Source organism: Alsobacter sp. P4_H11, from assembly GCF_056400925.1.
The window spans coordinates 132,105-156,728 of record NZ_JBFUKI010000009.1; the positions used below are offsets into that span (position 1 = coordinate 132,105).

Annotated in this window: 25 protein-coding genes; 5 read left to right on the plus strand and 20 right to left on the minus strand. The window is 67.6% G+C overall.

What is annotated here, in order from left to right; genetic code table 11:
- Window positions 1–27 precede the first annotated feature (27 nt).
- Genes AC1DSZ_RS17115 through AC1DSZ_RS17130 form a run of 4 tightly spaced genes read right to left on the minus strand, consistent with a single transcriptional unit; the run spans window position 28 to window position 4,408 of the window.
- Entirely contained in the window at window positions 28–2,343 is a 2,316-nt protein-coding gene (locus AC1DSZ_RS17115) for a molybdopterin cofactor-binding domain-containing protein (RefSeq protein ID WP_476839556.1), read from the minus strand.
- A complete protein-coding gene (locus AC1DSZ_RS17120) occupies window positions 2,340–2,840 on the minus strand; it encodes a (2Fe-2S)-binding protein (protein WP_476839557.1) in 501 nt (166 codons plus the stop codon). Before AC1DSZ_RS17120 ends, AC1DSZ_RS17115 begins: the two co-directional genes overlap by 4 nt.
- Entirely contained in the window at window positions 2,837–3,721 is an 885-nt protein-coding gene (locus tag AC1DSZ_RS17125) for an FAD binding domain-containing protein (RefSeq protein ID WP_476839558.1), read from the minus strand. The genes AC1DSZ_RS17120 and AC1DSZ_RS17125 overlap by 4 nt, the downstream gene beginning before the upstream one ends.
- A 9-nt stretch (window positions 3,722–3,730) precedes the next feature.
- Window positions 3,731–4,408, minus strand: coding sequence for a GntR family transcriptional regulator (locus AC1DSZ_RS17130; protein WP_476839559.1), 678 nt, complete (start codon window positions 4,406–4,408; stop codon window positions 3,731–3,733).
- 139 nt (window positions 4,409–4,547) lie between these two features.
- Between AC1DSZ_RS17130 and AC1DSZ_RS17135 the strand changes: the two genes are divergently transcribed.
- A complete protein-coding gene (locus AC1DSZ_RS17135; protein WP_476839560.1) occupies window positions 4,548–5,336 on the plus strand; it encodes an alpha/beta fold hydrolase in 789 nt (262 codons plus the stop codon).
- A 30-nt stretch (window positions 5,337–5,366) separates the two neighbouring features.
- On the opposite strand, the gene AC1DSZ_RS17140 is transcribed toward AC1DSZ_RS17135, so the two are convergent.
- The 9 genes from AC1DSZ_RS17140 to AC1DSZ_RS17180 all read right to left on the minus strand — a co-directional run bounded on the left by AC1DSZ_RS17140 (window position 5,367) and on the right by AC1DSZ_RS17180 (window position 13,462).
- The gene (locus tag AC1DSZ_RS17140) at window positions 5,367–5,846 is read right to left on the minus strand and encodes a tetratricopeptide repeat protein (RefSeq protein WP_476839561.1); all 480 of its coding nucleotides are present in this window, start codon (window positions 5,844–5,846) and stop codon (window positions 5,367–5,369) included.
- 17 nt (window positions 5,847–5,863) lie between these two features.
- Entirely contained in the window at window positions 5,864–6,796 is a 933-nt protein-coding gene (locus tag AC1DSZ_RS17145; RefSeq protein WP_476839562.1) for a type II secretion system F family protein, read from the minus strand.
- A gap of 3 nt (window positions 6,797–6,799) precedes the next feature.
- On the minus strand, window positions 6,800–7,741 hold the full coding sequence (locus tag AC1DSZ_RS17150; protein WP_476839563.1) for a type II secretion system F family protein: 942 nt from the start codon (window positions 7,739–7,741) through the stop codon (window positions 6,800–6,802).
- A gap of 12 nt (window positions 7,742–7,753) precedes the next feature.
- Window positions 7,754–9,142 (minus strand): CpaF family protein, encoded by a 1,389-nt coding sequence (locus tag AC1DSZ_RS17155; protein ID WP_476839564.1) that lies wholly within the window; start codon window positions 9,140–9,142, stop codon window positions 7,754–7,756.
- A gap of 25 nt (window positions 9,143–9,167) precedes the next feature.
- Entirely contained in the window at window positions 9,168–10,310 is a 1,143-nt protein-coding gene (locus AC1DSZ_RS17160; protein ID WP_476839565.1) for a CpaE/TadZ family protein, read from the minus strand.
- 79 nt (window positions 10,311–10,389) lie between these two features.
- The gene (locus tag AC1DSZ_RS17165; protein ID WP_476839566.1) at window positions 10,390–10,713 is read right to left on the minus strand and encodes a hypothetical protein; all 324 of its coding nucleotides are present in this window, start codon (window positions 10,711–10,713) and stop codon (window positions 10,390–10,392) included.
- A gap of 1 nt (window position 10,714) precedes the next feature.
- Window positions 10,715–12,169 carry a type II and III secretion system protein family protein gene (locus AC1DSZ_RS17170; protein WP_476839567.1) on the minus strand — a complete coding sequence of 485 codons (1,455 nt, stop codon included), beginning with the start codon at window positions 12,167–12,169 and terminating at the stop codon, window positions 10,715–10,717.
- A gap of 154 nt (window positions 12,170–12,323) precedes the next feature.
- Entirely contained in the window at window positions 12,324–13,193 is an 870-nt protein-coding gene (gene cpaB / locus AC1DSZ_RS17175) for a Flp pilus assembly protein CpaB (RefSeq protein WP_476839568.1), read from the minus strand.
- An 89-nt stretch (window positions 13,194–13,282) separates the two neighbouring features.
- Window positions 13,283–13,462 carry a Flp family type IVb pilin gene (locus tag AC1DSZ_RS17180; RefSeq protein WP_476839569.1) on the minus strand — a complete coding sequence of 60 codons (180 nt, stop codon included), beginning with the start codon at window positions 13,460–13,462 and terminating at the stop codon, window positions 13,283–13,285.
- A 394-nt stretch (window positions 13,463–13,856) separates the two neighbouring features.
- Here AC1DSZ_RS17180 and AC1DSZ_RS17185 point away from each other — a divergent pair, with 394 nt between their 5' ends.
- Both AC1DSZ_RS17185 and AC1DSZ_RS17190 read left to right on the plus strand, forming a co-directional pair.
- Window positions 13,857–14,384, plus strand: a complete 528-nt coding sequence (locus tag AC1DSZ_RS17185; protein WP_476839570.1) for a hypothetical protein — start codon at window positions 13,857–13,859, stop codon at window positions 14,382–14,384.
- Window positions 14,333–14,800 carry an A24 family peptidase gene (locus tag AC1DSZ_RS17190; RefSeq protein WP_476839571.1) on the plus strand — a complete coding sequence of 156 codons (468 nt, stop codon included), beginning with the start codon at window positions 14,333–14,335 and terminating at the stop codon, window positions 14,798–14,800. Before AC1DSZ_RS17185 ends, AC1DSZ_RS17190 begins: the two co-directional genes overlap by 52 nt.
- A 17-nt stretch (window positions 14,801–14,817) precedes the next feature.
- Here the strand turns inward: AC1DSZ_RS17190 and AC1DSZ_RS17195 are convergent, their stop codons facing one another.
- The 7 genes from AC1DSZ_RS17195 to AC1DSZ_RS17225 form a co-directional block, all read right to left on the minus strand.
- Window positions 14,818–15,522 (minus strand): methyltransferase family protein, encoded by a 705-nt coding sequence (locus AC1DSZ_RS17195; protein WP_476839572.1) that lies wholly within the window; start codon window positions 15,520–15,522, stop codon window positions 14,818–14,820.
- A 10-nt stretch (window positions 15,523–15,532) separates the two neighbouring features.
- Complete coding sequence (locus tag AC1DSZ_RS17200) at window positions 15,533–17,056, minus strand: pilus assembly protein TadG-related protein (protein ID WP_476839647.1); 1,524 nt, start codon at window positions 17,054–17,056, stop codon at window positions 15,533–15,535.
- Between the two features lie 14 nt (window positions 17,057–17,070).
- On the minus strand, window positions 17,071–17,745 hold the full coding sequence (locus tag AC1DSZ_RS17205) for a TadE/TadG family type IV pilus assembly protein (RefSeq protein ID WP_476839573.1): 675 nt from the start codon (window positions 17,743–17,745) through the stop codon (window positions 17,071–17,073).
- Window positions 17,720–18,079, minus strand: coding sequence for a TadE/TadG family type IV pilus assembly protein (locus tag AC1DSZ_RS17210; protein ID WP_476839574.1), 360 nt, complete (start codon window positions 18,077–18,079; stop codon window positions 17,720–17,722). The genes AC1DSZ_RS17205 and AC1DSZ_RS17210 overlap by 26 nt, the downstream gene beginning before the upstream one ends.
- A gap of 192 nt (window positions 18,080–18,271) precedes the next feature.
- Window positions 18,272–18,823, minus strand: a complete 552-nt coding sequence (locus AC1DSZ_RS17215) for a retropepsin-like aspartic protease family protein (protein ID WP_476839575.1) — start codon at window positions 18,821–18,823, stop codon at window positions 18,272–18,274.
- Window positions 18,824–18,881: 58 nt separating this feature from the next.
- On the minus strand, window positions 18,882–19,610 hold the full coding sequence (locus tag AC1DSZ_RS17220) for a hypothetical protein (protein ID WP_476839576.1): 729 nt from the start codon (window positions 19,608–19,610) through the stop codon (window positions 18,882–18,884).
- Window positions 19,611–19,840: 230 nt separating this feature from the next.
- Window positions 19,841–22,129, minus strand: coding sequence for an FdhF/YdeP family oxidoreductase (locus AC1DSZ_RS17225; protein ID WP_476839577.1), 2,289 nt, complete (start codon window positions 22,127–22,129; stop codon window positions 19,841–19,843).
- 158 nt (window positions 22,130–22,287) lie between these two features.
- Here AC1DSZ_RS17225 and AC1DSZ_RS17230 point away from each other — a divergent pair, with 158 nt between their 5' ends.
- On the plus strand, window positions 22,288–24,087 hold the full coding sequence (locus AC1DSZ_RS17230) for an outer membrane protein assembly factor BamB family protein (protein WP_476839578.1): 1,800 nt from the start codon (window positions 22,288–22,290) through the stop codon (window positions 24,085–24,087).
- Window positions 24,087–24,623 (plus strand): c-type cytochrome, encoded by a 537-nt coding sequence (locus AC1DSZ_RS17235; RefSeq protein ID WP_476839579.1) that lies wholly within the window; start codon window positions 24,087–24,089, stop codon window positions 24,621–24,623. The genes AC1DSZ_RS17230 and AC1DSZ_RS17235 overlap by 1 nt, the downstream gene beginning before the upstream one ends.
- Window position 24,624 lies beyond the last annotated feature (1 nt).

Here is a 24,624-nt window from a genome sequence, read left to right on the forward strand (position 1 = left end):
CCGCCGCCTGGTGCGTCGTTTTCGGCGTTAGTCGAGCATCGCCACGATGTCCTGCGGCGAGATTGGATGATGGGCGACGAAGGGCGCCGCCGGTCCGAGCGCATCCTGGATGGCCGAGATCACGCAGGCGGCGGCCGGAATGGTCCCGCCCTCCCCGGCGCCCTTGACGCCGAGCGGATTGCGCGGCGACGGCGTCTCGATGTGGTGGACTTCGATGCGCGGCATCTCAGTGGCGATCGGCAGCAGGTAGTCCGCGTAGGTGGTGGTCAGCGGCTGCCCCTCGGGATCGTGCAGCATGCGCTCGAACAGCGCGTTGCCGATGCCGTGCACGACGCCGCCGATGATCTGGCCATCCACGATCTGCGGGTTGATCAGCCGGCCGCAGTCGTGAACCACCACGTAGCGCACCACGCGGGCGTCGCCGGTGTCGGGGTCGATCTCGACCTCGCAGGCGTTGGACCCATACGCGAAGGTGAGCCCCTGCGACTCGAAATAGGCGGTGGCGGCGAGGTCCGGCTCCATGCCGTAGGGGGTGCTCATGCCGGCATTGCCCGCAAGCGCGCGCGACACCTCCGCGAGCGTCACCGACATGCCCGGCACGCCTTTCACCTGGATCGCGCCGTCGATGATCTCGAGGTCCTGCTCGCCCGCCTCCAGGCGGTTGGAGGCGAAGCGCAGCGCCTTGGCGCGCACCTGCCGGGCCGCCATCTCGACCGACGACCCGGCCGTCACCGCGATGCGGCTCGCGATGGTGGAGATGCCGAGCGGAAACTTGTCGGTGTCGGCCGCATCCACGATCACGTCGTTGATGTCGACGCCGAGCGCGTCGGCGGCGATCTGGGCGAAGACGGTGCGGTGGCCCTGGCCCTGGCTCGACGCGCCGGTCGCGATCACGACCTTGCCGGCCGGCGTCACGCGCACGGTTGCGCCCTCGAAGGGGCCGAGCCCGGTGTCTTCCACGCAGGACGCCATCCCGAGGCCTAGCAGCTTGCCCCGACGGCGGGCGGCTTCGCGTCTCGCCGGAAAGCCGTCCGCGTCGATCTTGGCGAGTGCGAGATCGAGCGCCTGGCGGTAGTCGCCGCTGTCATACGAGATGGGCGAGCCATCCCGCGCCTTGCCGCCGGTCTCGTACGGCATCTGGTCGGCGCGCACGAAGCTGCGGCGGCGAACCTCCTCGCGCGGGAGCCCGAGATGGGCCGCGACCCGGTCCGCCATGCGCTCCAGCACGAACGCCACGATGGGCCGCGACGCGCCGCGCACCGGGCTGGTCGGCACCATGTTGGTGAGCGCCACGTCCAGCGTGACGTCCAGGGCTTCCAGCGCATAGGGGCCCGGAAAACAGCCGAGCGCATTGATGGGCAGGATGAGCCCGTAGGGCGCATAGGCGCCGTTGTCGTGCACGCCGCGCCCACGCAGGCCGAGCATGCGGCCCTCGGCCGTGAACGCGACTTCCACGGTCCAGATCTGGTCGCGCTGCTGGGTCGTGGTGAGGAAGTGCTCCTGGCGGTCCTCGATCCACTTCACCGGCCGACCGAGCTTCAGCGCCGCCAGCGCGACCGCGAACTCTTCCGGATAAACATTGGCCTTGGGACCGAAGCCGCCGCCGACATCCGGCGCGACCACGCGGACATGGCGCTCGTCGCGCCCCAGATAGGCGGCGAGAATGCGCCGGACAAGAAAGGGCGACTGCGACGACGTGTAGACGGTCAGGTCCTCGCCCATCGGATCCGGTACCGCGACCACGCCGCGGCATTCCATGGCGTGGCAGCCGCCGCGATGCGTCACGATCGTTTCGGCCACGACATGGTCAGCCCTGGCGAACACCGCATCGGCGTCGCCGAACTTGGCCGCGAGGCGAGCAGCGAGGTTGGACTCGCGGTCCGAATGGGCGCGGGGCGCATCGGCGGCCAGCGCCGCGACGGCGTCCGCGACCACCGGCAGCGGCTCGAGGTCGATCTCGACGGCCGCGGCCGCGTCTTCGGCGGCATGGCGGCTGTCAGCCACCACCATCGCGATGGCTTCGCCGACATGGCGAACCTCGGTGGCGGCGAGCGGCCAATAGGTGATGGGGGTCTTGATGAGAGGATGGGGCGCCAGCGGCGGCATCGGCCCGGTGGCCAATCCGGCAAAGTCCGCCATGATCAGCACCGCGACCACGCCGGGCATGCGGGCGGCCGCGGACGCTTCGACGCCGCGGATGAGGCCATGCGCGCGCTGCGAGCGCACGAACGCTACGTGCAAAAGCCCGGCGGGATGCAGGTCGTCCACATAGCGGCCCGCGCCCGAAACGAGCCTCGGGTCTTCCAGCCGGTTCACGGCGGCTCCGAAGTAGCGCGCGCTCATGCGGGCTCTCCTTGCCGGTCCCTGGCGGTCGCGAGCGCGGCCTCGACGATGCCCTGGTAGCCGGTGCAACGGCAGATGTTGCCCGAGATGGCGTCGCGGACCTCCGCTTCGGTGGGGTTCGGCGTGTCGCGCAACAGGGATTCAAGCGTCATCAGCATGCCGGGCGTGCAAAAGCCGCACTGGAGCGCGTGATAATCCGAAAAGGCCTGCTGCAGCCGCGACAGCGCACCGTCGGGGCCGGCGAGCCCTTCCACGGTCTCCACCGTAGCGCCGTCGACCTGTACGGCCAGCATCAGGCAGGACCGCACCGGGCGGCCGTCCACGATCACCGTGCAGCTGCCGCAGACGCCATGCTCGCAGCCCACATGCGTGCCCGTGAGCCCCACCTCGTGGCGCAGGAAATCCGCGAGGTGCAGGCGCGGGTCGACCGCGCGCTCCACGCGGCGACCGTTGATCGTCACCGCGATGGCGAGGGGGTTCTGCATGGGCTCGCTCATGCGCGGGCTCCCGTGGCGCGGGCCGCCGCATCGGCCAGCGCACGGCCGATCATCACCCGGGCCAGACGGCGCCTGTAGGCGGCCGTGACGTGGATGTCTTCCATGACGTCCAACGTGTCGATTTCGCCAAGATGAGCCGCAGGATCGAGGCCGCCGGCGGCCTGGCCCAGCAGGGCGGCTTCCAATCCGGGCAGGCGCGTCGGCGAGGGCTCGACGCCGAACAGCACGGCGGCGGCCCGGCCGATCGATCCTGCCGCATCCACGGACAAAAGCGCCGCGCAGCCCACGATGGCGTAATCGCCATGGCGACGGGCGTATTCGGCGAAGCCGTAGCCGCAGCGCGCGTCCGGCCCCTCTCGCCATGGCGTGAAGCGGATCGCCTCCAGATACTCGTCGTCGGCCAGCGCCGACTGGAGCATGCCGACGCTCCACTCCGCAGCCGCGACGACGCGTTTTCCGCCCGCGCCCGCCACATGGAAGCGGGCGTCATACAGCGCCGCCATGGCGGGCTGCTCCGACGAAGGATCGAGATGGCAGCAGCTGCCGCCATAGGTGCCGCGCGAGCGCGTCTGGATATGGCCCACGTGGCGCAGCGCCTCGGCCAGAACGGGCAGACGCTCGGCCACGATCGGCGACGCGAGCACGTCGGCCTGGCGCGACATCGCGCCAATCACCACGTCCTCGCCATCCACCGTGATGCCGGCGAGACCCTCGACGCGGTTGATGTCGATGAGGTGATCCGGAAAGGCGAGCCGCAGGTTCAGCATCGGCATCAGCGACTGGCCGCCGGCCAGCACCTTGGCGTTCTCCAGCGTGCTCAGCAGCCCAGCGAGCTCCTCGCCGGTGCGTGGACGGTGGTAGGTAAACGGGGGAGCTTTCATGACGGGCGCCTATGGGACGACGGCGAGGCGCGACAGCGCGGCGAGAACGCGCTTGCGGGCTTTGGCGACATGGTCGGCGAGCAGGCGTCCGGCCTGCCGGCCGTCGCGCGCCTGCAAGGCGTCGATGATCGCGCCGTGCTCGGCCAGGAGCTTATCGGGTCCTTGCGCGGCGGGCTGGCTGACGCTCATGATCACGAGCCGGTCGAACTGCTCGATCAACTCCACGGTGGCGTCGCGCAGCCGCCGGTTGGCCGAGAGGCCCGCCAGCGTGATGTGGAAATCGCGGTTGTAGGCCACGAAGGCCGGCTGCTCGGCGGCGTCACGAAGCTGCGCATAGGCTTCGAGGCTGCGGAACGCGTCCAGCCGCGAGAGCTCGGCCTCGGGGGCGCGCGCCACGGCGTCACGCGCGCAGGCTGGCTCCAGAATGGCGCGCAGGTCGAACAGGTCCGCGGCGTCCGCGAGCGAGATGGCGGCGGCTTGGTATCCCCGGCGCGGATGCACCACCACGAGCCGCTCGGTCTCGAGCTTCAGCAGCGCGTCGCGGATCGGCGACTTGGACACCCCGTAGCGGTCCGCAAGCTCGCTTTCGCGCAGCTCGGCCCCCGGCGCAATGGTGCAGTCGAGAATCTGCCGCCGCAGCTCGCGGTGGACTTCGTCACGCATCAGGTTGGACGTTTGCACGGACATGTGGAATATCATACGGCGTGTTTCGGCGAAAACAAGCGCCTGAAACGTGGCGTTCTCTCGAGTTTCCACACGCTCAATGCTTGGCTCTTGACGTGCAGGCCAATGTTGGTGAGATATCACAGGCTGGAGAAAATCGTTCATGATGGATGTCAGGCAGATTGAACTGGGCGACTCGGGCCTCACCGCCGCACGGGCGGGGTCCGGGCCGGATCTGGTTGTCATTCATTCGCTTCTGGCGGACCGCACGGCCTTCGACGCCGTGCTGCCCTGGCTGGCTGAGCGCTTCACCGTGACGCTCGTGAACCTGCCGGGCTTCCACGGCTCGCGCGTGATCGAGCCCGGCATCGAGCGCTATGCGGACCACGTCGCCGAGGCGATGCGGGAGGCGGGCGTGCGCGAAGGCGCGACCGTGCTGGCGAACGGCTTCGGCGGAACCGTGGCGCTGGCGATCGCCCTGCGCCATCCGGCCGCTTTTGGACGCATGCTGCTGTCGGACGCCGCGGCGGGCTTTCCGCCCGCCGGCGCCGACGCGTTCCGGGTCATGGCCGATAAGGTCACGGCCGAAGGCATCGGCTCGGTGGCGACGATTTCGGCCAACCGCGTATTCCACGCGGCCTATCTGGCGGCGCACCCCGAGGCCGTGGAGGAGCGTCGCAGCGTGTTGATGGCGATGGACCCGGCCGCCTTCGTGGCTGCCTGCCAGACCTTGATGGGAACCAACCTCGTTCCCGAGCTATGGCGCATCCAGGTCCCCACGCTCGTGGTGTGCGGCGAACTCGACGCCGCGACCCCGCCGGCCCTCTGCCGGCAGGTCGCGCAGAGCATTCCTGGCGCGGAGTACCGCGAGTTGCCGGGCTGCGGGCATTGCCCGCCGCTGGAGCAGCCCGACGCGTTCATCGCCGCCGTGGAAGGGTTCCTGGCGAACTGAGGCCGCTGCAAGCAGCGGCCAACATCGTTCTCAGATGAACTTCTGACGGGCGCTCTGAAGCAGTTCGAGGTTGTGAAGAACGATCGGGTTGTCGGGCTCGATGCGCAGGGCGCGGTCGAACATCAGGCGGGCGTTGCGGAAGTCGCCGCGCAGCAGATAGGAATAGCCGCGGTTGTTGAGCACCTTGACGTTCACCTTCATCGCCATCGCGCGCGTATAGGCGCGGTCGGCCAGGTCGAAGCGCTTCAGGTTGTCGTAGGACGCCGCCAGCCCAACCCAGGAATCGAAGTCGCCCGGCGTCCGCTCCACGGCGGCTTTGTAGTACCTTTCCGCCAGGGCGAAATTGCCGCGCGAGAACTGCACTTCGCCGACCCGCGCGGGCTCGTTCGTCTCGATGAACTCCTCCGGAACGCTGACCGCGGAGGCCTCCGGGGCGGCTCCGTCGGGCGTCTGGCAACCGGCGAGCGCAAGCGGCAGCAGGCCTGCGGCGATCAAAATGGCGAGGCGCATCGATAAGCTCCGTCCGGTCAATGGACCATGGCCTTGAACATGCTGCTGATACGGATCCCGACCGGCGTGAGCACGATGATCAGGATGCAGGGGAAGATGAACGCCCCAAGAGGAAGCGTCAGCTTGACGGGAAGTGCCATGGCGGTCTCCTCTGCCCGCGACATGCGTTTTTCCCGCATCTCGTCGCTGTAGGTCCGTAGCGCCTGCGAGACGTCGGAGCCCAACTCCAGAGACTGCTTCAAGAGCACGCAGAAAGCCTGCGCCTCGGGAAGGCCGATCCGCTCTCCAAAGCCATGCAGCGCCTCGATGGTGCTGCGGCCCGCCCGCATCTCGGCGGTCGCGATCGCCAGATTGGTGCGCATCTCCGGCAGCGCGACGCTGCGCGCGCCGGCGAGGCGTTCCAGCGCGGCCTCGAGGCTGAGGCCAGCGTCCACGCACACCATCAGGAGGTCCAGAAAATCCGGAAATGCGTTGCGGTACATGAGCCGCAGCGCGTCCTGGCGACGACGGACATAGGCTTCGGGCATGTAGTAGGCGAGCAGCAGGCAACCGGCCAGGGCGCCGAACTTCATCGGCAGCCCCCAATGGCCGAAGCGGCTGATCACGAGGAGGTACATCACCACGGGCAGAAAGATGACCAGCGCGATCCGGGCGACCAGGAAGCCGAACACGGCGTCCTGGCTGAAGAACCCCGCTCGGATCAATTCCATGCGCTGGCGGCTACGCTCGGTGGCGTCCGCGCCGAACTGGCCGTTCTCGATGCGCTCCTTCATGCCGCGAGGCAGGAAAGCCGTGCTGGCGAGGCCCACGGCGGCGCGCCCCTCAACGAGGTCGAGCCGCTGGCGCGCGGAGGCGCGGCGATTGAGCTGCGCGCCGGCCCACACCGTCGCCAGGGCGACGGACAAAAACGCGAACGCTATCGCGGTGGTCAGCAGCAGCTGCTCGGACATGGCTCAGACCTTGAAGTTGACCATCTTGTACATGACGATGTTGCCGACGATCAGCAGCAACGCGCAGCACATCAGGGCGAGGTTGAAGGCCGGCTGGCCCCAGACTTGGCCGTAATAGGTTGGTGAAAGCACGTTCAGCATGCCGAACATGATCACCGGGAACGAGCTCAACGCCACCGCCGAGAAGCGCCCCTCGGACGAGAGCGCCCTCGCCTTGCGGCGCATCTTGAACCGCTCGCGGATCAGGCTCGAGAGGCGCGACAGGATCTCGCCGAGGTTGCCCCCCGTCTGCACCTGCACGGAAACGGCCGCGCTCAGAAACACCAGGTCCTCCACGGCGACCCGCTCGCACAGGTTCTCGAGCGCGGTCGGTATGTCGCGGCCATACGTGATCTCATCCATCATGGCCCCGAATTCGGAGCCGGCGGGATCGGGCATCTCGCGGGCGACAAGGCCGATCGAGACCGGGAAGGGATGGCCCGCGCGCAAGCTGCGGACGATCACGTCGAGTACGTCGGGCAGCTGTTCGGCAAAGCGCGCGGTCCGTCTGGCGCGCATGATCCTGAGCGTGGCGAACAGGCCGGCTGCGGAACCAAATACGCCAAGCGGGACAGCCACGCCGAGCCGAAAGAACAGCGAGGCAAGCGCAACAGAGCCCAGGCAGGCCCCGGCCGCGATCAGGAGCAGCTTGCTCAAGGGCGCCTTCACGCCGGCTTGCCGGGCCAGCGTCTCGACGCCCGCCGCCAGCGCGCCACGCCCGCCGCCCGGCGCACGGCGAATGCCGTTCGCCAGCCCAGGGTCGTAGGCGCCGCTTTCAATCTCGGCCAGCCGGCGATTGACGTGCCGCCGCACGCCCACGTCGCGCGCCAGGAACTGGTAGGAGAACTGCACCCCCAGGAACACGGCCGCAAAGATGAAGAAGTAGATGAGCCAGGGTTCTGTCATGGCGCGATCCCCCTAAAGCGTCTGGCCGGGATCAAAGGCGCTGCTCGGGATTTCGAGACCGATCGCCTTCAACTCGGCCAAAAACCTTGGCCGCACGCCCGTCGCCCGAAACGAGCCCAAGATGCCGCCGTTGGCGTCCAGGCCCTCGCGCTGGAACTTGAAGATCTCCTGCATCTGGATCACGTCGCCTTCCATGCCGGTGATCTCGGTGACGCTGACCAGCCGGCGCTTGCCGTCGCTCAGACGCTGCAGCTGGATGATCAACTGCACCGCGGACGCGATCTGGGAGCGGATCGAGCCCAGCGACATCGGCATGCTGGCCATGCCGACCATCTGCTCCAGGCGCTTCACGCCGTCTCGGGGCGTGTTAGCGTGCACCGTCGTCATTGAGCCTTCGTGGCCGGTGTTCATGGCCTGCAGCATGTCGAAGGCTTCCTCGCCGCGACACTCGCCGATGATGATGCGGTCCGGCCGCATGCGCAGGGCGTTCTTCACCAGCTCGCGCTGGCGGATTTCGCCCTTGCCCTCGGCATTGGGCGGCCGGGTCTCCAGCCGGCTCACATGCGGCTGCTGCAGCTGCAGTTCGGCTGCGTCCTCGATGGTGAGAAGCCGCTCCTTGGGCGAGATATAGCTTGAGAGCGCGTTCAGCATGGTGGTCTTGCCGCTGCCGGTGCCGCCCGAGACCACGATCGAGATCCGCCCCTGCACGGCGACCTTCAGCACCTCAGCGATAGCGGGGCGAAGCGCGCCAATCTCGACGAGCTTGTCGAGCGAGAACGGCTTCTTGGAGAACTTGCGGATCGAGACCTGCGGGCCGTCCACCGCCACCGGGCGAACCGCCACATTGACGCGCGAGCCATCCGGCAGGCGGGCGTCCACCATCGGCGAGGATTCATCGACGCGGCGACCCACGCCGGCCACGATCTTGCCGACGATGCGCAACAGGTGCGCCTCGTCCTTGAACCGGACGGCCGTGGGCTCGAGCTGGCCGAAGCGCTCGACGTAAACCGAGTTGTGGGTGTTAATCAGGATGTCGTTGACGGTCGGGTCCTTCAGCAGCGGCTCGATCGGCCCCAGCCCGACCATCTCGTCGAAGACCTCCTCGGTGAAGATCTCCAGTTCTTTCTGGTTCAGCGCGATGCGCTCGGCCCGGACATAATCGGTGACGAACGCCTTCACCTCGCGGGCGAGCTCGCTGCTCGAGACCTTGTCGAGCAGCGCCAGGCTGAATTCATCGATGATCTTGCCGTGCAGCTTCACCTTTTCGTCGACGAGGTTGGGCTTCAGGCTGCGCAGGTCCTCGAAAAACTTGTCCTCGCCGGATTGGTGCGCGGCCGGCGTTGCGGGAACCTCCGCGTCCTTGCCCTGGCGGCGCCAACGGTCCGAGATGATCCCTGCCATCGTCATCGTCCTTTCAGGCCGGCGGTCATGCGGCGACCTCCGGCCGGGCCTTCTCGATCCACCGGACCAGAAGGGCGATGTCCTTGCGGATGCGCCGGCTACGGCGGCTGCGCAGGATCGACTGGCCGGTGTTCACGGCTTCGGAGGCGGCGGCGTCATCGCGGTGGATAAAGTGGATCGCCGGGCCTTGCAGCGCGCCGGTCACATCCGAGCGCTCGATGGTGCCGCCGAACCAGGACCGCTCGAAGCGGTTCACCACCACAGCGAGCTTCTCAGCGGCGACGCCAAGTTCCTCGACCTGCTTCAGGATGCGCGCGGAGCGCTTCACGGACGGGATGCTGAAGCCGCACACGAGGCACACCAGATCGGACCCGACCAGGATGTTGTCGCGCCACGAGAACCAGACCGCCGGCAAATCGAGAATGATGATGTCGTAGCGCTTGGCGATTTCGTCCAGCACGCGAAACAGCACGGCGTCGTCGATCGCCGCGAAGTCGAACCTGCTGGGCGGAGCGCAGAAGATGTGCACGCCCGACGCATGCTTGCTGGCGAAGAGATCGATGAGCTGCCCGTCCAGGCGTTCGGGATGACCGATCACCTCATTGATGTCGAACCGCGCATCGATATCGAGATATTCCGGGTAGGCGCTCTGCTGCAGGTTCAGGTCCAGGATCGCCGTGCGGGGCGCGCCCCTGCCCTTCTGCTTCGTGGACGCCAGCAGCACGGCGGTTTCCAACGCAATCGTGGACGCGCCAACGCCGCCCGCCACGGGCAGCACGCTGACAATGGCGGCGTGTGGCGTCGCCTCAGCCCCTCCCCCGCCGCGACGGCGGCGAAGCACCTCGATCAGCTCGATCGTGAGCGTCTGCCACTTGATCCAGTCCGCCGCACCGGTGCGGATGAGGCGCTTGTAGCCGTCCGCCGTCATGTCGTCGGCGACATACACGAAGAACAGGTTGGGCCATTGCTCGGCGAGAGCGATCATCCAATCGGCCAGCGCCGGATCGGCGTAGATGTCCGGCACGAACACGATCGATTGGCTCGCCGCGTGGGCGTTCGCGTCGAGCGTCGGCGCAACGGTCGAGCGGACGCCGACTTCGCCGAGCAGCCGGCGCAGCAGCCGCACCTGATCGTTCTCGCCGTCGGCGCTGATGATGATCGCGCTCATCGGTCGTGCGCGCCTTCAAGCCCGGAAGCCAGGCTTTTTCGACCACTCCTGCGCCAAGCTTGCCGGGACATCGCGAGGCTCAACGGGTCGCCGCCGCGGAGGCGCCCGGCGCAGCCTTGGCCGCGCTCGCGCCGACCCTCGGTTCGATGATCTCGCCCGTGCGATAACGCTCCACGGCGCCTTGCACGCGGGATCCGTCGGCCGGGATGCTGGTGTCGAAGGCGCGGCGCGGCCAGGGGTCGATCACGTGGGTGGCGATGTTGGTCTCCACTGCGTTGCCGGAGGACGACGCGATCGTGTCGCGGCGGTCGAGATAATCCTCGGCGCAGCCGGCCAGCAGGGTCGCGACAGCGCTGAGAAGCAGGCCGGTGCGGAGCGGGAAACGGGGCATGAGCTTGGCCATCTCAGTTGGCCTGGTACGGCGCGGCGCCGCCGACGATGTGGCCATGGGCCCCGATCGCGGCGCCGTTGGACACGACGTATTCGCGGATCACGTCGTGGCGGCTTTTGGTGACGTCGAGCTTGCCGGCGGCGAAGAAGTCGACGTCGTTGGGCGGGATCGTGGAATCGGTGGGACCCGCGATGACGTCGCCCGGCTTCGCGGGCTTCACCAGATGGGGCGTCACGATCACGACGAGTTCCGTTTCCTTCTGGTTGTAGTTGCTGCTGCGAAACAGTGCGCCCAGGATCGGCACCGAGCCCAGCCATGGGATCTGGTTGACCAGCCGCTCGTTCTGGTTCTGCAGCAGGCCCGCAATCGCGAAACTCTGGCCATCGCGCATTTCCACTGTGGTCTTGGCGCGGCGCTTCACCAGCCCGGGCACCGCGACGCCGCCGACCTGCACGGCCGTGGTCGGGTCGAGCTCGCTCACGGACTGTTCGAGCTTCAGGTTGATGACGCCGTTGCGCAGCACCGTGGGGGTGAACGCCAGGCCGACGCCGAACTCCTTGTAGGCGATCGTCACCGTCGGGAAGCCGTTCGAGGTCTGCGAGTTCACCGGCACCGGGAACTCGCCGCCGGCCAGGAAGTCGGCGGTGTCGCCCGACATGGCGACGAGATTGGGCTCGGCGAGGCGCCGCGCCAGGCCACGGCTCTCCAGCGCGCTCACGAAGACGTCGAGCTGGTAGGTGGAGCCCGAGAAACGCTGGATCGCGGTTCCGAACGGCGTCGCGTTGCTGATGGCCGCGTTGATGGCCTGGTTCACGGCCGCGACCAGCGGCACGCCGGTGGTGCTCGTGGGATTGATCGAGCTCGACACCTGGCTCGGAGGCTGGCCGAAGACGCCGCTGGTGGCGAGGCCGTTGCGGCCGGCATATTCGAAGCGCACGCCAAGATCGCGACCGGCGTTGCGGCTCACCTCGAGGAAGCGGACCTTCAGCATCACCTGCTGCGGCGACGACACCTGCGTGGCGTTGACGACGCCCCCCGGGGCCATCTTGGTGGCGATGTTGAGCGCGCGGTCAACGGTCACGGCGTCCTCGGCGGTGCCGCTGATCACCACCTGGTCGCCCTGGCTGCGGACGCGGATGCTGCCCGAGCCGGTGCCCTGCGACACGCGCGACTGCACCGCGGAGGCGTCGACGCCGACGTCCACGTCGATCACCCCGACGAGTTTCTTGTTTTCGTCGAACACCGACACGTTCGTGGTGCCGATCTTCTTGCCCAGCACGTAGAGGGTGCGGTCGCTGAGCGGCACGACATCGGCGATCTCCGAGGAGCCGACGAGCACGTCCTGGAAGGCGTAGCCGAGGCGCGTGGTCTGCGATTTGTTCACCGCGACCGTCATGCGGGTGGTGGCGGCCTCGCGGCGCGCCTGCGCGGAGGCCGCAATGGGCGCCGCCAGGGCGCCACCCAGCACAACCGCGAATGCCCCCGACGCCAATAGGCGCCAGGAGCCCCGCTCCCTCCCTCGGCGAAAACCGACCTGATGAACCATGCCCGCCCCCACTACCGGCCTCGCGGCCAATAATGCCCCATTACAACTTACGGTTGTGTCGACAATCGTTGTTAATTTATCGTGCTTCGGAAGTCACACTGTACTGCTCGCGTTTCGCGCCGTTACGTACAACATTGACAATCACGTTCACGTCACGTGGCTGGACCGGCGCCCTCGCGGACGTGACGCGCGGGGCCGGCTCGGCCGGCGCCACAGGCGGCGGCGCCAAGATTTCGCTTTTGCCGAGGTCGCCCACCGTGATGCGGCGCACGTCCTCCTCGAGGCCCTCCCCGGCCTGACGCAACATGAGAGACAAGCGGCCTACGCCCTGGGCGAGAATGATCTTCTGAGCCTGCGGCGAGCTGAGCTCCAGCGTCACCGCGCGGGCGACGGTGGGCTTGTCCTGCTGGTCGCCGATGACCTGGTCGACGGCCAGGACCTTCACGTTCTGCAGCAGGATGTCGGCAAAGCCTTGGTCCTTGATGGCTCCGGTTTCATCGCGCGTCAGCACGACATCCACCCGGTCGCCTGGAAGAACGAAGCCGGCCACGCCGCGCACCTCGTCCACTCGCACCGCCACGGCGCGCATGCCCTGCTCGATCATGGTGGAGAGGGTGGCGCGTTGGCCGGGCCCGGTGATCTTGGTGGTCAGAATGGGTTCGTTGCGCTGGATCGGCGCAAGCACGAGACGCTTGCCGTCCTTGAGCAACTCTTCCTTGCTCAGGAAGGCGCCGTCGATCGCGGAGTCGTTGGGCCACGCGATTTCGGCGACGTTGTCGGCCGTCAGTTGAGCCCCGAACGCCAGAGGCTGCGTGGCGACTACCACCACCTTGCCGGCAGGCGTCGGCGCCATTGCGCGACCGTTAAGATAAGTGCGGGCCGTCATGGCCGCGAGTCCCCCGAGGGCCAGCGCGAGCAGGAGCAGCGCCAAAGATCCGAAACGCATGTACGCCCCCCAGCTATACTTTCTACAGACGATGAGCTTGGGACGCGCCCAAGCTCATCTTCAAGGGGCTGCCACCCGAGCGCGGCAGCTCAGCCGGCGACGGCGCCCGTGTAGGTCTTCACGTTGGTGAAGATGGTGTTGACGTCAGTTCCGATGCCGGTCAGCGTCGCAGCGGTTACGGCCAGCAGCAGACCGAGAAGAACGGCGTATTCAACCAAGGAAGCGCCTTCTTCATCACGGCGCAGACGGCTCACGATTGACTTGATCATCATAGTACCCCTTCCAATAAACGCCAGAACGGCCCGGCGTCGATCACTGGGAACTTGCGACGGCGTCACGCTATACATCGCGCTACACCTGCCTCTACAACCTTCCCGTGTTTCTTAATGAACTGTTAAACGTTCAAATTGTCAATGATGGGTGCATGATTCTGACATATTGAAAGACCCATGGTTACCATGCCGCCACATCGGGTAAGAAACCTACACTTTCCTGATAGGGATTTGGACTTTCGCGTGCGTGTTTTTACGCACGCCGTTTCCATAACCTTCGATGTAACGCCAAAAGCATTAGGTCGATCGACCATCGCCGGATCGGCGCAAGTTCGCCCCCCGCCGCCTTAACGGTTAAACTTTATTAACGCTCAGGCGTTTTAATGCCGACATGCGGAACGCCTCCTCGATCCAGACATTTGGCTCGCTCCTCGTTGCGGGGTCGTTCGTTGCGGCGGAAGCCGCCGCGCAGCTGCTCGCGATCAGCCCCGGCAACGCCTTGTTGTGGCGCCTGAACACCGGAGTGTTCAGCCCCTTTGAATTCGTCAGGGTGCGGTCGCCGCTCACCGAGCATCTGTTCGGCCCGGCATCGCTGGCGGTCGGCTGCGTGATCCTCGCGGCCATCATCGCCGCCCACCTGTTCCGGGTCCGGCTGTTGGTGGCGTGCTTTGCGAACATGGCCTTCGCGGCCGCGGCCACGCTCGCGGTCACCATGGTGGCGGGCTTCAAGTCCAGCCTGTCGGTGTCGCTTGTTCCCAGCGGCTACATCAACAACCCGGATACTTACCTGGTCTATGTTCTCGCGGCCGCGTCCCTGGCGGGCTTCTGCGTGAGCCACTGGACGTTCATCCAGAATGTGAGAAGCGAATGGCGCTCGCAGTCGGCGGCGCGCCCGAGTGGGCCGTCCTCATCGTCCTGACGGGGACGCTCGCTTACGTCGCAATCGAGGATTGGCGACACTACCGCATCGCCAATGGCGTCGTGCTTGGCCTCGCGGTTCTGTTCCTGGCGTGGTGCCTCGTGCGAGCGGATCTGTCGCTGCTGCTCTGGCACGGTGTTTTCGCCGCCGCGATCGGCGCGGTGCTGATCGGGCTCTACGCGGCCAACATGCTGGGCGGCGGCGACGTTAAGCTGCTGGCGGTTGCGTTTCTCTGGATCGGAGCCGCCGGCGCAACACTGTTCTCTTTGCTGCTGTCAGTCTTCGCGGCCGTTTACGTGCTCGGCGCTCGCTTGCGGATATTCCCGTCTCGCCAGATCGGGCCGCGGCGCCAAATCCCGTTCGGACCTGCGATTTGCGCCGCCTGGGCGGTGGCTCTGCTCGCCACCGTCCGATAAGGCCCGCCTGGGCGGCGTCAGGGTGCGATCTCGGCCGCCGCCACGAGCGGCTTGCGCAATCCGGGCCAGTAGCGCGGCACGCGCGCCGCATAGGCCGCGTATTCCGGAAAGGTCTCGCGCAGCAACTGCTCTTCGGCGGCGGCTCGCCGCGTCTGGAACACCCAGTGCACCGCGGCCAGCAGCAAGGCCGTGGGCGACAGGCACGACAGCATCGCGCCGATCACGGCGATCTCCTCGCAGAGGTAGAGCGGATGCCGCACCACCGCGTAGGGGCCCGTTGTCACGAGCTGGCGCGCCTGCGGCATGATGCTGAAGGAACGCCCCAGATGCGTGATCGTCCAGAACGACAGCAGGCTACCGGCCAGGATCATCACGATCGCCAGCGCCTCCACGGCCGGCGGCAGATGCGCGGGCGGCATCGCGACCATCAGTAGCGGCAGGAAGCTGCCCGCCCCCGCCTTGAAAGCGTTGCCAAGGCCGCCCCCTGCCCGCAGCGGCTTCCAGCGAAACACCGTGAGAACAAACATCGTGGTGGCGAACAGCAGGCTCGCCGAGATGGTGGCGAGCGTAAGCCAGGAGGCGGTTGGGTCGCGGGCGACTTCCACCCACCCGATCAGCTTGCTGGCCGCCACATAACCGAACAACGCCACCAGCGGCAGGCGCAGCACGTAGTCGTGGCGCGTCAGGCGCGAGATGCTGGCAGGGAGAATGTTGGCTGGCATCGGGCGATCCTCACCGGCGCAGTTGAACGATGTGGTGCAGCCGATCGTCCGGCGCTTTGATGACCCGGACAAACTCGGCGTAGATCTGGCCGTCCAGCGACGGCTCCGTGAGAAAGAACTCGGCGAGCTTGGCGCTGGCCATGGAAGTTTGCGTGCCGTTGCCGGTCACCTGCTGGGCCTGGGCCGAGCAATCCACGAGCGCGACGTAGATCAGGCGCCGATCCAGCCCGCCGGGCGCGATGCCCTTGCTGGCCGCGCAGGCGGGCGCGGGGTTCTCCACGGCGGCGCTGCCGTTTCCATTCCCGTTGCCATTGCCGTTGCCATTTCCGTTGCCGTTGCTGGCGGTCTTCCACTCGTAGCCTGCCTGCGGGATTCCGGTGCAGATGCCCGTGCTGGCGTCACATCCGGTCTCGCGCAGATAGAGCTCGTAGCGCGACATCCCGCCATTGTTTGGCCCAAGCCCGAGATTGGCCGGCATCGTCTTGGAGTGGTGATTGTTCCAGTAGGTCTGCGCCTTGCTGGACCAGACCCCGTCGCCGATCTCCAGCGCCGACGACGATCCGCTCTGGGGCACGCTCTGGGAGCATGTTCCCACCGCGCTCGCGGCGGCGCCGGGCTGCGGCAGGCAGGTGTCGCGCGGCAGCTGCTCGGCCGCAGTCGCATTGGCGGTGTTCACGCAGGCGCCGGTCTTGGGGATCAATCCTTTGATCACGTTGGGGGCCGGCGACATGGAGGCGACGAGCGAGTTGCCGCTCGGGTAGATGTCGAACCGCACCTGCGTGCCGTCCTGGATGGGGCCGTTGGTGCCGCCGGTCTTCACCGAGACGTTGTTGATGTAGCAAAAGTTCGGCTTGCTGCTGGCGAGGTTCACGGTCTGCTGCGGGCCGCCGGAGGTGTTCAGGTTGGGGGGATCCAGCAGGCCGAAGTCGCCCGGCAGCAGGTTCCCGGCGCCGCTCTTTGGCTTCAGCCGCAGCATCTGCCCGGCTTTCACATGGTTCTCGAAAGCATCCTGCCCAAAGGGCGTGCACAGCATCAGCGGCTGCACCGCGCAGGCGATGTAAAGCGACTCCGCTTCGGCCTGCGCGGAGGTCGGCAGATTGGCCGCCACCCCCACCACCGTGGCGAACCAAACCGTGAGCGAACGGTCCACCGTCTGCACGCGGGCGGCGTTCGCCTCGGACGGGATGGTGGTCACCGCGCAGTTCACCTGCCCGCAATTCAGGAAAACGGGCGCGTTCACCTGCACGCCCTTGGCGTCCTTGGCGAAGCGCATGTCGTTGGTCATCGCCAGGGCGGCCGCTGAGGCGGCCTGCATCCCCGCCGCCGTGCCGTCGAGCTTGGAGGCTGCCGCCAGCGCCGCGGCGTCGGCGATGTCCTGCAGCTCGCTATGGAGGATCTGGTAGCGCGTCAGGTCGACGCTGAGGCCGACGATGCCCAGCATGGCGGGAAGCAGGACGCCGAACATCGCGATCGCGTAACCGCGCCGGTCGCGAATGAGGCGTCGCAGCAGGTGTCTTGGCTGGAAGAAAATCATCGCCACAGGCCGCCCTATTGATTGGCCACGAGATCTTCGCTCGGCAGCGTGGCCGACGCCCGAATGGGGAGGGTCTGCCCCATGGCGGCGACGATCTTGTCGAGGATGATGAAGTCGTAGCTCAGGTTCTGGAGGCTGACGGTGACGTCGGCCGGCACGGCCCCGGGCCGCCCAACGAAGCCAAGCCGATTGCTCTCATAGGTGACGCTGACGTTCTGCGCCGTGAGCTGCGGCAGCAGCGGCTTCATAACGTCGACCAGTTCGGCCAGGACCTGCTTGCGCGTTCCGTCGTAGAGAGGGTCGGATTTGGCCAGCTTGGAGCGGTCGTAAAGCGCGTAGCCGCCCGTGCAGCCCGTGCCCGTGCAGCCGCAACCCGCGCTGGTGCACACGACCTTCAGGGTGGGGCAGCCGCTGGCCGCGACAAAGCAGGATTGGCCGAGTTTGGTCGGGTCCCAGATCGTGTCCACGGCCGTGAGGCCGCTGCCGGAGGCCACCGGATCCCATACGATCGCGCGCCGCGCGCCCGCATGCACGGCCTTGTCGGCGGCATTCCACTGCCAGAAGAACAGCCCGAGATCCAGAAGGCCCACGATGATGAGAACGAACAGCGGCAGCACGACCGCGCCCTCGACGAGCGCGGCCCCTGACGTGTCGTGGAGAAGCTTATTCGCCGATATAGGGCTGGTCATGCCGCACCGTCAGCGTAATGGGGCTGGCGATTCCGAAGATCGACAGGGTGTTCACCGGCATGGAGACTTGCGCCTGCAAGCAACGATTCGCGCCGCCGCACACCGACGTCACCACCGCGCTGCTCGCGCCGGACTTGTTGATCTCCGCCGTGGCGATATCGATCGCGTGCTGGGCGCCCCAGGCATTGCCGGGCTGGACCCGCGCGAGGTACCGCGCACCGCCGCGAACGGCCTTCTCGACGGCGAGGTAGCCGTAGAGCAACTCGCCGCATCCGATGATCCCGAGCACAAGCGCCGCCAGGATCGGCAACACGAACGCGAACTCGGGAAGCACGGCTCCCGACGTGCAGCGCAGAAGGCTACGCAGTCCCCTCATCGATCGAAGCGCCCCCCGGCCCTTGCGTTTCCGCCGCCGTCAGCGCGCCCAAGGCGGCTCTCGGCTCGATCGATCATCAGCTAAACACACGCACTCCACAACCAAGTCTTGTGGATAATCAAAATACTACCTTAAGTAATATAGCTTACGTCAGGGGCGCAGGGTGAGAACCTGGTTGGCGATTTCAAATCCGCCCAGGCGATTCAAGAAAGACATGCCCAGCAAGCTGACGCCGAGGCGCTTGGGCGGCAGCACAAGGGCGTCGACGTCTTCCAACGCGATCGTGCCCGCCGTCACGAGCTTCAGTCGCACCGGGGCCGCCTCGATCGGGCCGTTCGCGGTTTCCACCTTGCGCGTGAAGTCCGCCTTGGAGACGTTCAGGCCGACTGCCAGCGCGTCTTCGTGCGACAGCGCGATGGCGCTCGCGCCGGTGTCGACCACCATGCGGATCGGCTGGCCGCCGATGCTGATCTGCAGCTGATAATGGCCGTAGCGATCGGCCGGGATCGTCACCGCATCCTGGTTCTCGGCGGAACGGAAAACCTGCCCGTTCTTGCGCGCCTCGAACTCTGCGGCGGTTTCGCCAAGGTAGGGGCGCAACGTCTGGGCGCCGGCCGCGCACTGGCCGCCTCCGCCAGCAAGCACAGCCACGATGACGAGCGCCGCCATGGGCAGGGTGCTCAGGACGCGCATCGTGTTCATCCCTGCTCCTTCCCGCCCGCTCGGGAGCGGCCGTCGCCCATCCGAGATTTTGATCCGCTTAACGCGCGAATGCCTCGGCGGGCACCGGCGCGGCGATCGACTGGAGCAGCATGGTTGCAGGCTGCATCGTCTCGAGCAAGCCGTCGGAGGAGGACGATCCATTTTTGCGCGCCGCCGCGATCACGGCCGCCGGATCAGCGCTGTTGCGCCAGGTCGGCCGGGCCGCGCGCAGGCGTTCCGCCAAATCCACGTCGCCCGCACGGCAGGAGCCGATCGCAAAGGTGAGCGTGTTGAGCCGATAGCGGCACTGCAGGCTGCGCCAGCGCACCTGGAGTTCGAGTTGCGTCCTGGCGCGGTCCGCGCAGGTGGCGAGCTGGCCGCTCGGAAGCTTGCAGATCTCGGACGGGTCTTCGAGCTCGACGCCCTCGAGTTGCAGGCGCAGCGCGCCGATCGCCAGCGTGCGGGAGTCCAGCACGGCCGGTGAGGACACCTGCATCATGTGTTCGCGCCCGTCGCCCGCGCTGAACACCGCCTGCAGGTCGGCGTCGGCTGGCGGCGCAGGCGGCACGGCTCCGGCCGAACGTTCACCGGTAGGCGCCGGGGGTGGCTGTGTCTGGAGGACGCTGCGTTCGAAATTAAGCGGCGGAATGGCCTGGCGGTTAGACTGCGCGTAAGATTGAAACGGAAAGGTTTGAGGCTGGCTGGCCCGCATGCCGGAGATCGCCCAGAGCGCCGCGAGCGCCAGGCAGGTCACCATGCCGGTACGCAGCGCAGCTTCGATGCGCACGCTCTTTCGGTCCCGACCATGTCGACGAAAGAGAGGGTCCATCGCGCAGCGTCGCCCCACGGTTCGCCCGATCGCGCGCGCAAGACGCGTAGTCGGCAGCGTTAAGCAAGTAACGTTTAGCGCGCAATTACTAGGATGACATTAATCTTCTTACGAGCAGGCCGGACACCGGCGGCCCGCAGGCGGGCGCCCTCGCGAGCGAGGGCTCGCCACATGAACCTCGGCTGCAATCAACCCTGACTGCGCTCCACCTTGACCGGGATGGACTTCGCGGCTGGCGTCTTCGCCTGTTTGTCGTGGTGGAACAACGGCAGCAGGACGTTGAGTTCCGGATAGTAGCCGGCGCAGTTGCCGGCCGGGATGTCATACGTCACGACCTTCAGCTCCATCGACCGGCGCTCGACGCCGTCGTGGGACACCGTCGAGAGCACGATGGCGGCGCCCTCCTCCAGGCCGAGCCGCGCGATGTCGTCGGCATTCATGAACAGGATCTTGCGCGTGCCCTTGATCCCGCGAAACCTGTCGTCCTCCCGGTAGATGGTGGTGTTGAACTGGCCGTTGGAGCGGATCGTGATGAGCCGCAGCGCGTCGTGCGTCTCGATCGGCATGTCCGGATCGGGCTCGAGACCGGGCGGGGTCGCGAACTCCGCCTTGCCCGACGGCGTCTTCCAGATCCTGTTGCGCGCGCCGAGCGGCCGCACCATCCCGCCGGGCTCGAACAGACGGGCGTTGAAGTCCTTGAAGATCTCCGGATAGGTCGCCTCGATGGCGTCGCGGATCCTAGCGTAGTCTGCCGTCCAGCCGTCCCAATCCATGCGCGGGTTGGGCGGCAGGATGGCCTTCGCCAATTGGGCCACGATCCATGGCTCGGAGCGCACGTGCTCGCTGACCGGGTCGGCCATGCCGCGTGACCCGTGGAAGCAGCCCGTCGAGTCCTCCATCGAGACCGCCTGGGGCCCTGTCTCCTGCACGTCCACCTCGATCCTGCCCAGGCACGGCAGGATATACGAGACCGCGCCCGGAACGAGGTGGGAGCGGTTCAGCTTGGTCGACACGTTCACGGTGAGCCGCAGGGTGCGCCACGCGGGCTCGATGCGGGCCGTGTCCGGCACGGCGCGGATGAGGTTGCCGCCGAGGCTGATCATGGCCTTCACGCCGCCCGACAGCACGGCCTCGCATGCCTCCACGATCGGCATCCCCTTCTTGGTCGGGGGCTCGAAGCCGTAGAGTTCGCGATACTTGTCGTTGGGAGCCAGCTCGGGCTTCTCGGTGATGCCGACGGTGCGCTGGCCCTGCACGTTGGAGTGGCCGCGGACGGGGCAGATCCCAGCCCCCGGCTTGCCGATGTTGCCGCGCAGCAGCAGCAGGTTGGCCAGCATCCGCACGGTCTCGACGCCTAGCCGATGCTGCGTCAGGCCCATCCCGTAGATGCCGATCACCTTCTCGGCCTTGGCGTACACGGCCGCGACCGCCTCCAGCGCTTCGCGGGTCAGGCCGCTGCGCCGCTCGATGTTGGCCCACTCGGTCGCGTCGCAGAAAGCGGCCAGCGCCTCGAAGCCATTGGTGTGTTCCTCGATGAACGCATGGTCGAGCGCCGGCGGCTCGCCCGCCGCACGCGCCGCTTGATCGAGCGCGATCAGCGCCTTGCAGATCCCCGTTAACGCCGCAAGGTCGCCGCCGGCGTGGAGTTGGTGGTAGGCGGTGGAGATCTGCGTCGACATGAGCGTCGCCATCTCGGTCGGCGACTGCGGGTTGATGAAGCGCTCCAGGCCGCGCTCGCGCAGCGGGTTGAAGGTGATGATCGGAACGTCGCGCTTCCGGGCTTCCTGGAGCTGGTGCAGCATCCGGGGCGCGTTGGAGCCGACATTGTGTCCGAAGAACAGGATCAGGTCGGTCTCGTCGAAGTCCTTCAGCAGCACGGTGCCGACAGGAACGCCGATCGATTGGGGCAGCGCCACGGACGTGGTCTCGTGGCACATATTGGAGCTGTCCGGCAGGTTGTTGGTGCCGAACGCCCGCGCCATCAGGGCGTACATGTAGGACGTCTCGAGCGAGGCCCGGCCGGAGCTGTAGAACACCGCCTCGTCGGGCTGCATAGCCCGCAGCTCGCGGCCGATTTCCGCGAAGGCGTCCTCCCACGACACGGGCTTGTAGCGGTCGGACGCGGCGTCGTAGCGGAGCGGATGCGTCAGCCGGCCGACCTCCTCGAGCTGGTGATCCGACCAGCCCAGCAGCTCATCGACCGGGTGGGCCTCGAAGAACTCCGGGCCGACGCGCTTCGATGTCTGCTCCCAGACGGTCGCCTTGGCGCCGTTCTCGCAAAACTCGAACGGATGCGGCGGATGAGGCTTGGCCCAGGCGCAGCTCACGCACATGAAGCCGTCGACCTTGTTCTGCTTGCGCAGCAGCAGCGGTCCGGCGATGGGGATGTGCTCCTGGCCCAGGATTGTCGCCAGCGATTTCACCGAGCCCCAGCCCCCCGCGGGGAAAAGATACGAGTCGACGCTGTTCTTGGTCATGGTCGTGCGCCCGGGTCGTGCGGTTTTGTCCACAACGGCTGCCCCGCGCCCGCGTTCCTGCGCTGTCCGGTACGAACTCCGCCCGCCGAGGCAACCGATACGCCTCGCCGGTGTTGATTTTCCGTCCAACCGTGCCGCTTGCGGGGGCAAAGAAAACCGTGGCCGAGTTTCTGTTGAGTTCGTCGCGTCCGGCTGCAGCGCGGTGGCGCCCGTATCGCCGACCAGCCCGCATCCATGCGGCAATCGGCCTCGCCGCCGCCCTCGTCTGCGCGGCGCTTACCACCACGGCGCGCGCCGAAGACGTCCCTCGGGACGGCATGTGGTTCTCAACCCTCGCGGGCATCAATCCCGAGACCGTCGGCCGCCTCGATCGAGCGAAGGAGGCGTTCCTCGGCAGCCCCGACGGCCAGGCCGGAGCGCCCGCGGTCATTGGTGACCTCGTGATCGCCCAGACGCCGTTCCCCCACGCGGTCGTGGCTCACCAGCCCTTTTCGGCGGATCCCAATCCGCGCTGGCGCTATGCGCCGCCGGCGGACCGTATGGCGAAGGGCCTCGCGTTCAGCATGCCGGGAGGACAACCCGCGGCCGCCGGCGAACGGACATTCGTGGCGACGCTGGACGGGCATGTCGTCGCCCTGGACACGGCCTCCGGCTCGGTCTTGTGGGACCGCGTCGTCGCCGACCTCCGGGCCGGCGAAGGCCTCACGGCAAGTCCCGTCCTGGCCGGCGGTGTGGTCATGGTCGGCAACTCCGGCGAGGACAACGGCGCCCGCGGGTGGATCGCGGCCCTGGACACGGCCGACGGCCATGAGATTTGGCGCCGCTTCAACACGGGCCCTGACGCGGATGTCGGCATTGGGCCTGACTTCCATCCGCCGCTGGCCCGCGACGAAGGGCGTGACCTCGGCGTCGCCACATGGCCGCCCGGCGCATTCGAGCATGGCGGCGGGACGGTGGCGGGTCCGATCGTGGTCGACGAAGCCGCCGGCGTGCTGGTGCACGGGACGGGACGCCCTGCTCCCGCCAACCCGCTCCAGCGGCCAGGCGAGAACCTTTGGACGTCCGGCCTGATGGCGCGTCGCCTGGTCGACGGCGCGGCGCTCTGGTTCGTCGGGCTCAACCGCAACGATCGCTTCGGCTACGGCGGCGCCGGACCCATCATGCTCGTGGAGCGCGACTGGCAGGGATCGCGTCGCGCTCTCGTGCTGCACGCGAATGTCGACGGCCTGTTCTGGGTGATCGACAGGCGCACCGGCGAGACGCTGGCGGCCGACGCCTACACGGACATTACCGCCCATGGCGGCTACGATCCGGCCGCCGGAACGCTGCGCGAGCGCCCCGACAAGGCGCCGCGTGAAAACAGGGTGGCGCGCGGGATCTGCCCGGCCGCCGCGCCCGCACTGCAGGGCGGCGGCGCGTATTCGCCGGAAACCGGTTTCGCCTATCTGGGCGTGAACCGGACGTGCATGGACCTGGAGGCGCGGCGCACCGGCTTCATCGCGGGGACGCCCTATAGCGGTGTCAACCTGCGGCTGACGCCTCCGCCCAGCGGCCCGCGTGGCGAACTCGTCGCCTGGGACGTTGGCGCCCGGCGGCGCGCGTGGTCCGTGCCTGAGGATTTTCCGGTCGCTGGCGGAGTGCTGGCGACGGCCGGCGGGCTCGTGTTCTACGGCACTCTCGACGGCGCTCTCAAGGCGCTCGACGCCCGAACGGGTGCGCTGCTCTGGAGCCATCGCCTGCCGGCCGGCACGGTCGCCCAGCCGATCGCGCTGCGCGATCCCGAAGGGCGCGACGCCATCGCGATCCTGTCCGGCCTGCCCGGCCCGTTCGGCGTCCCCGGCGATCGCGAGACCGACAGCCGCGATGGCACGGCGGCGTCCGGCGTCGCCCATTTGCTGGCGGACCTCCCCGAGCGGACCGGCCAGGGCGCCGCGCTGACAGTGTTCCGGCTCCGGTGATGCGGTCCCTCGTCATCATGGTTCTTGCGGCAACCCTCGTGGCCGGCTGTCGGCGCGAGGAACGGGAATACCGCCTCGATCCTCCGGCGCTGGAAGGGTTGGACGCGGTCGCGCTGATGCCCGGCCTTATCGGGGGCGCCCCGCCGGACGTGTACGTCGCCATGGGCAGGCCCTACGAGACCAACGCGTTCGCGCTCGCCCAGGGCAAGCGGCTCTATGACGCCTTCAACTGCCGCGGCTGCCACGCCGATGGCGGCGGGGCGTCCGGCCCCGCCTTTCTGGACGGAAGCTGGCGCTACGGCGCTGATCCCGCCTCGGTCTACGGGTCGATCCGCGACGGGCGGGACAACGGCATGCCGCCGTTTCGCGACCGGCTGACCCCGGAGCAGATCTGGCAGCTCGCCGGCTACGTCCGCAGCGTCGGCAGCTACAAGGCCGTGACCGGGGCGACCAGCCGCAATGACCAGATGCAGCCGCGCCCGGCCGAGAACCGCGCCCCGGCGGCGTTCGAGCCGCGTCGTCCGGGGAGTTCCTGAC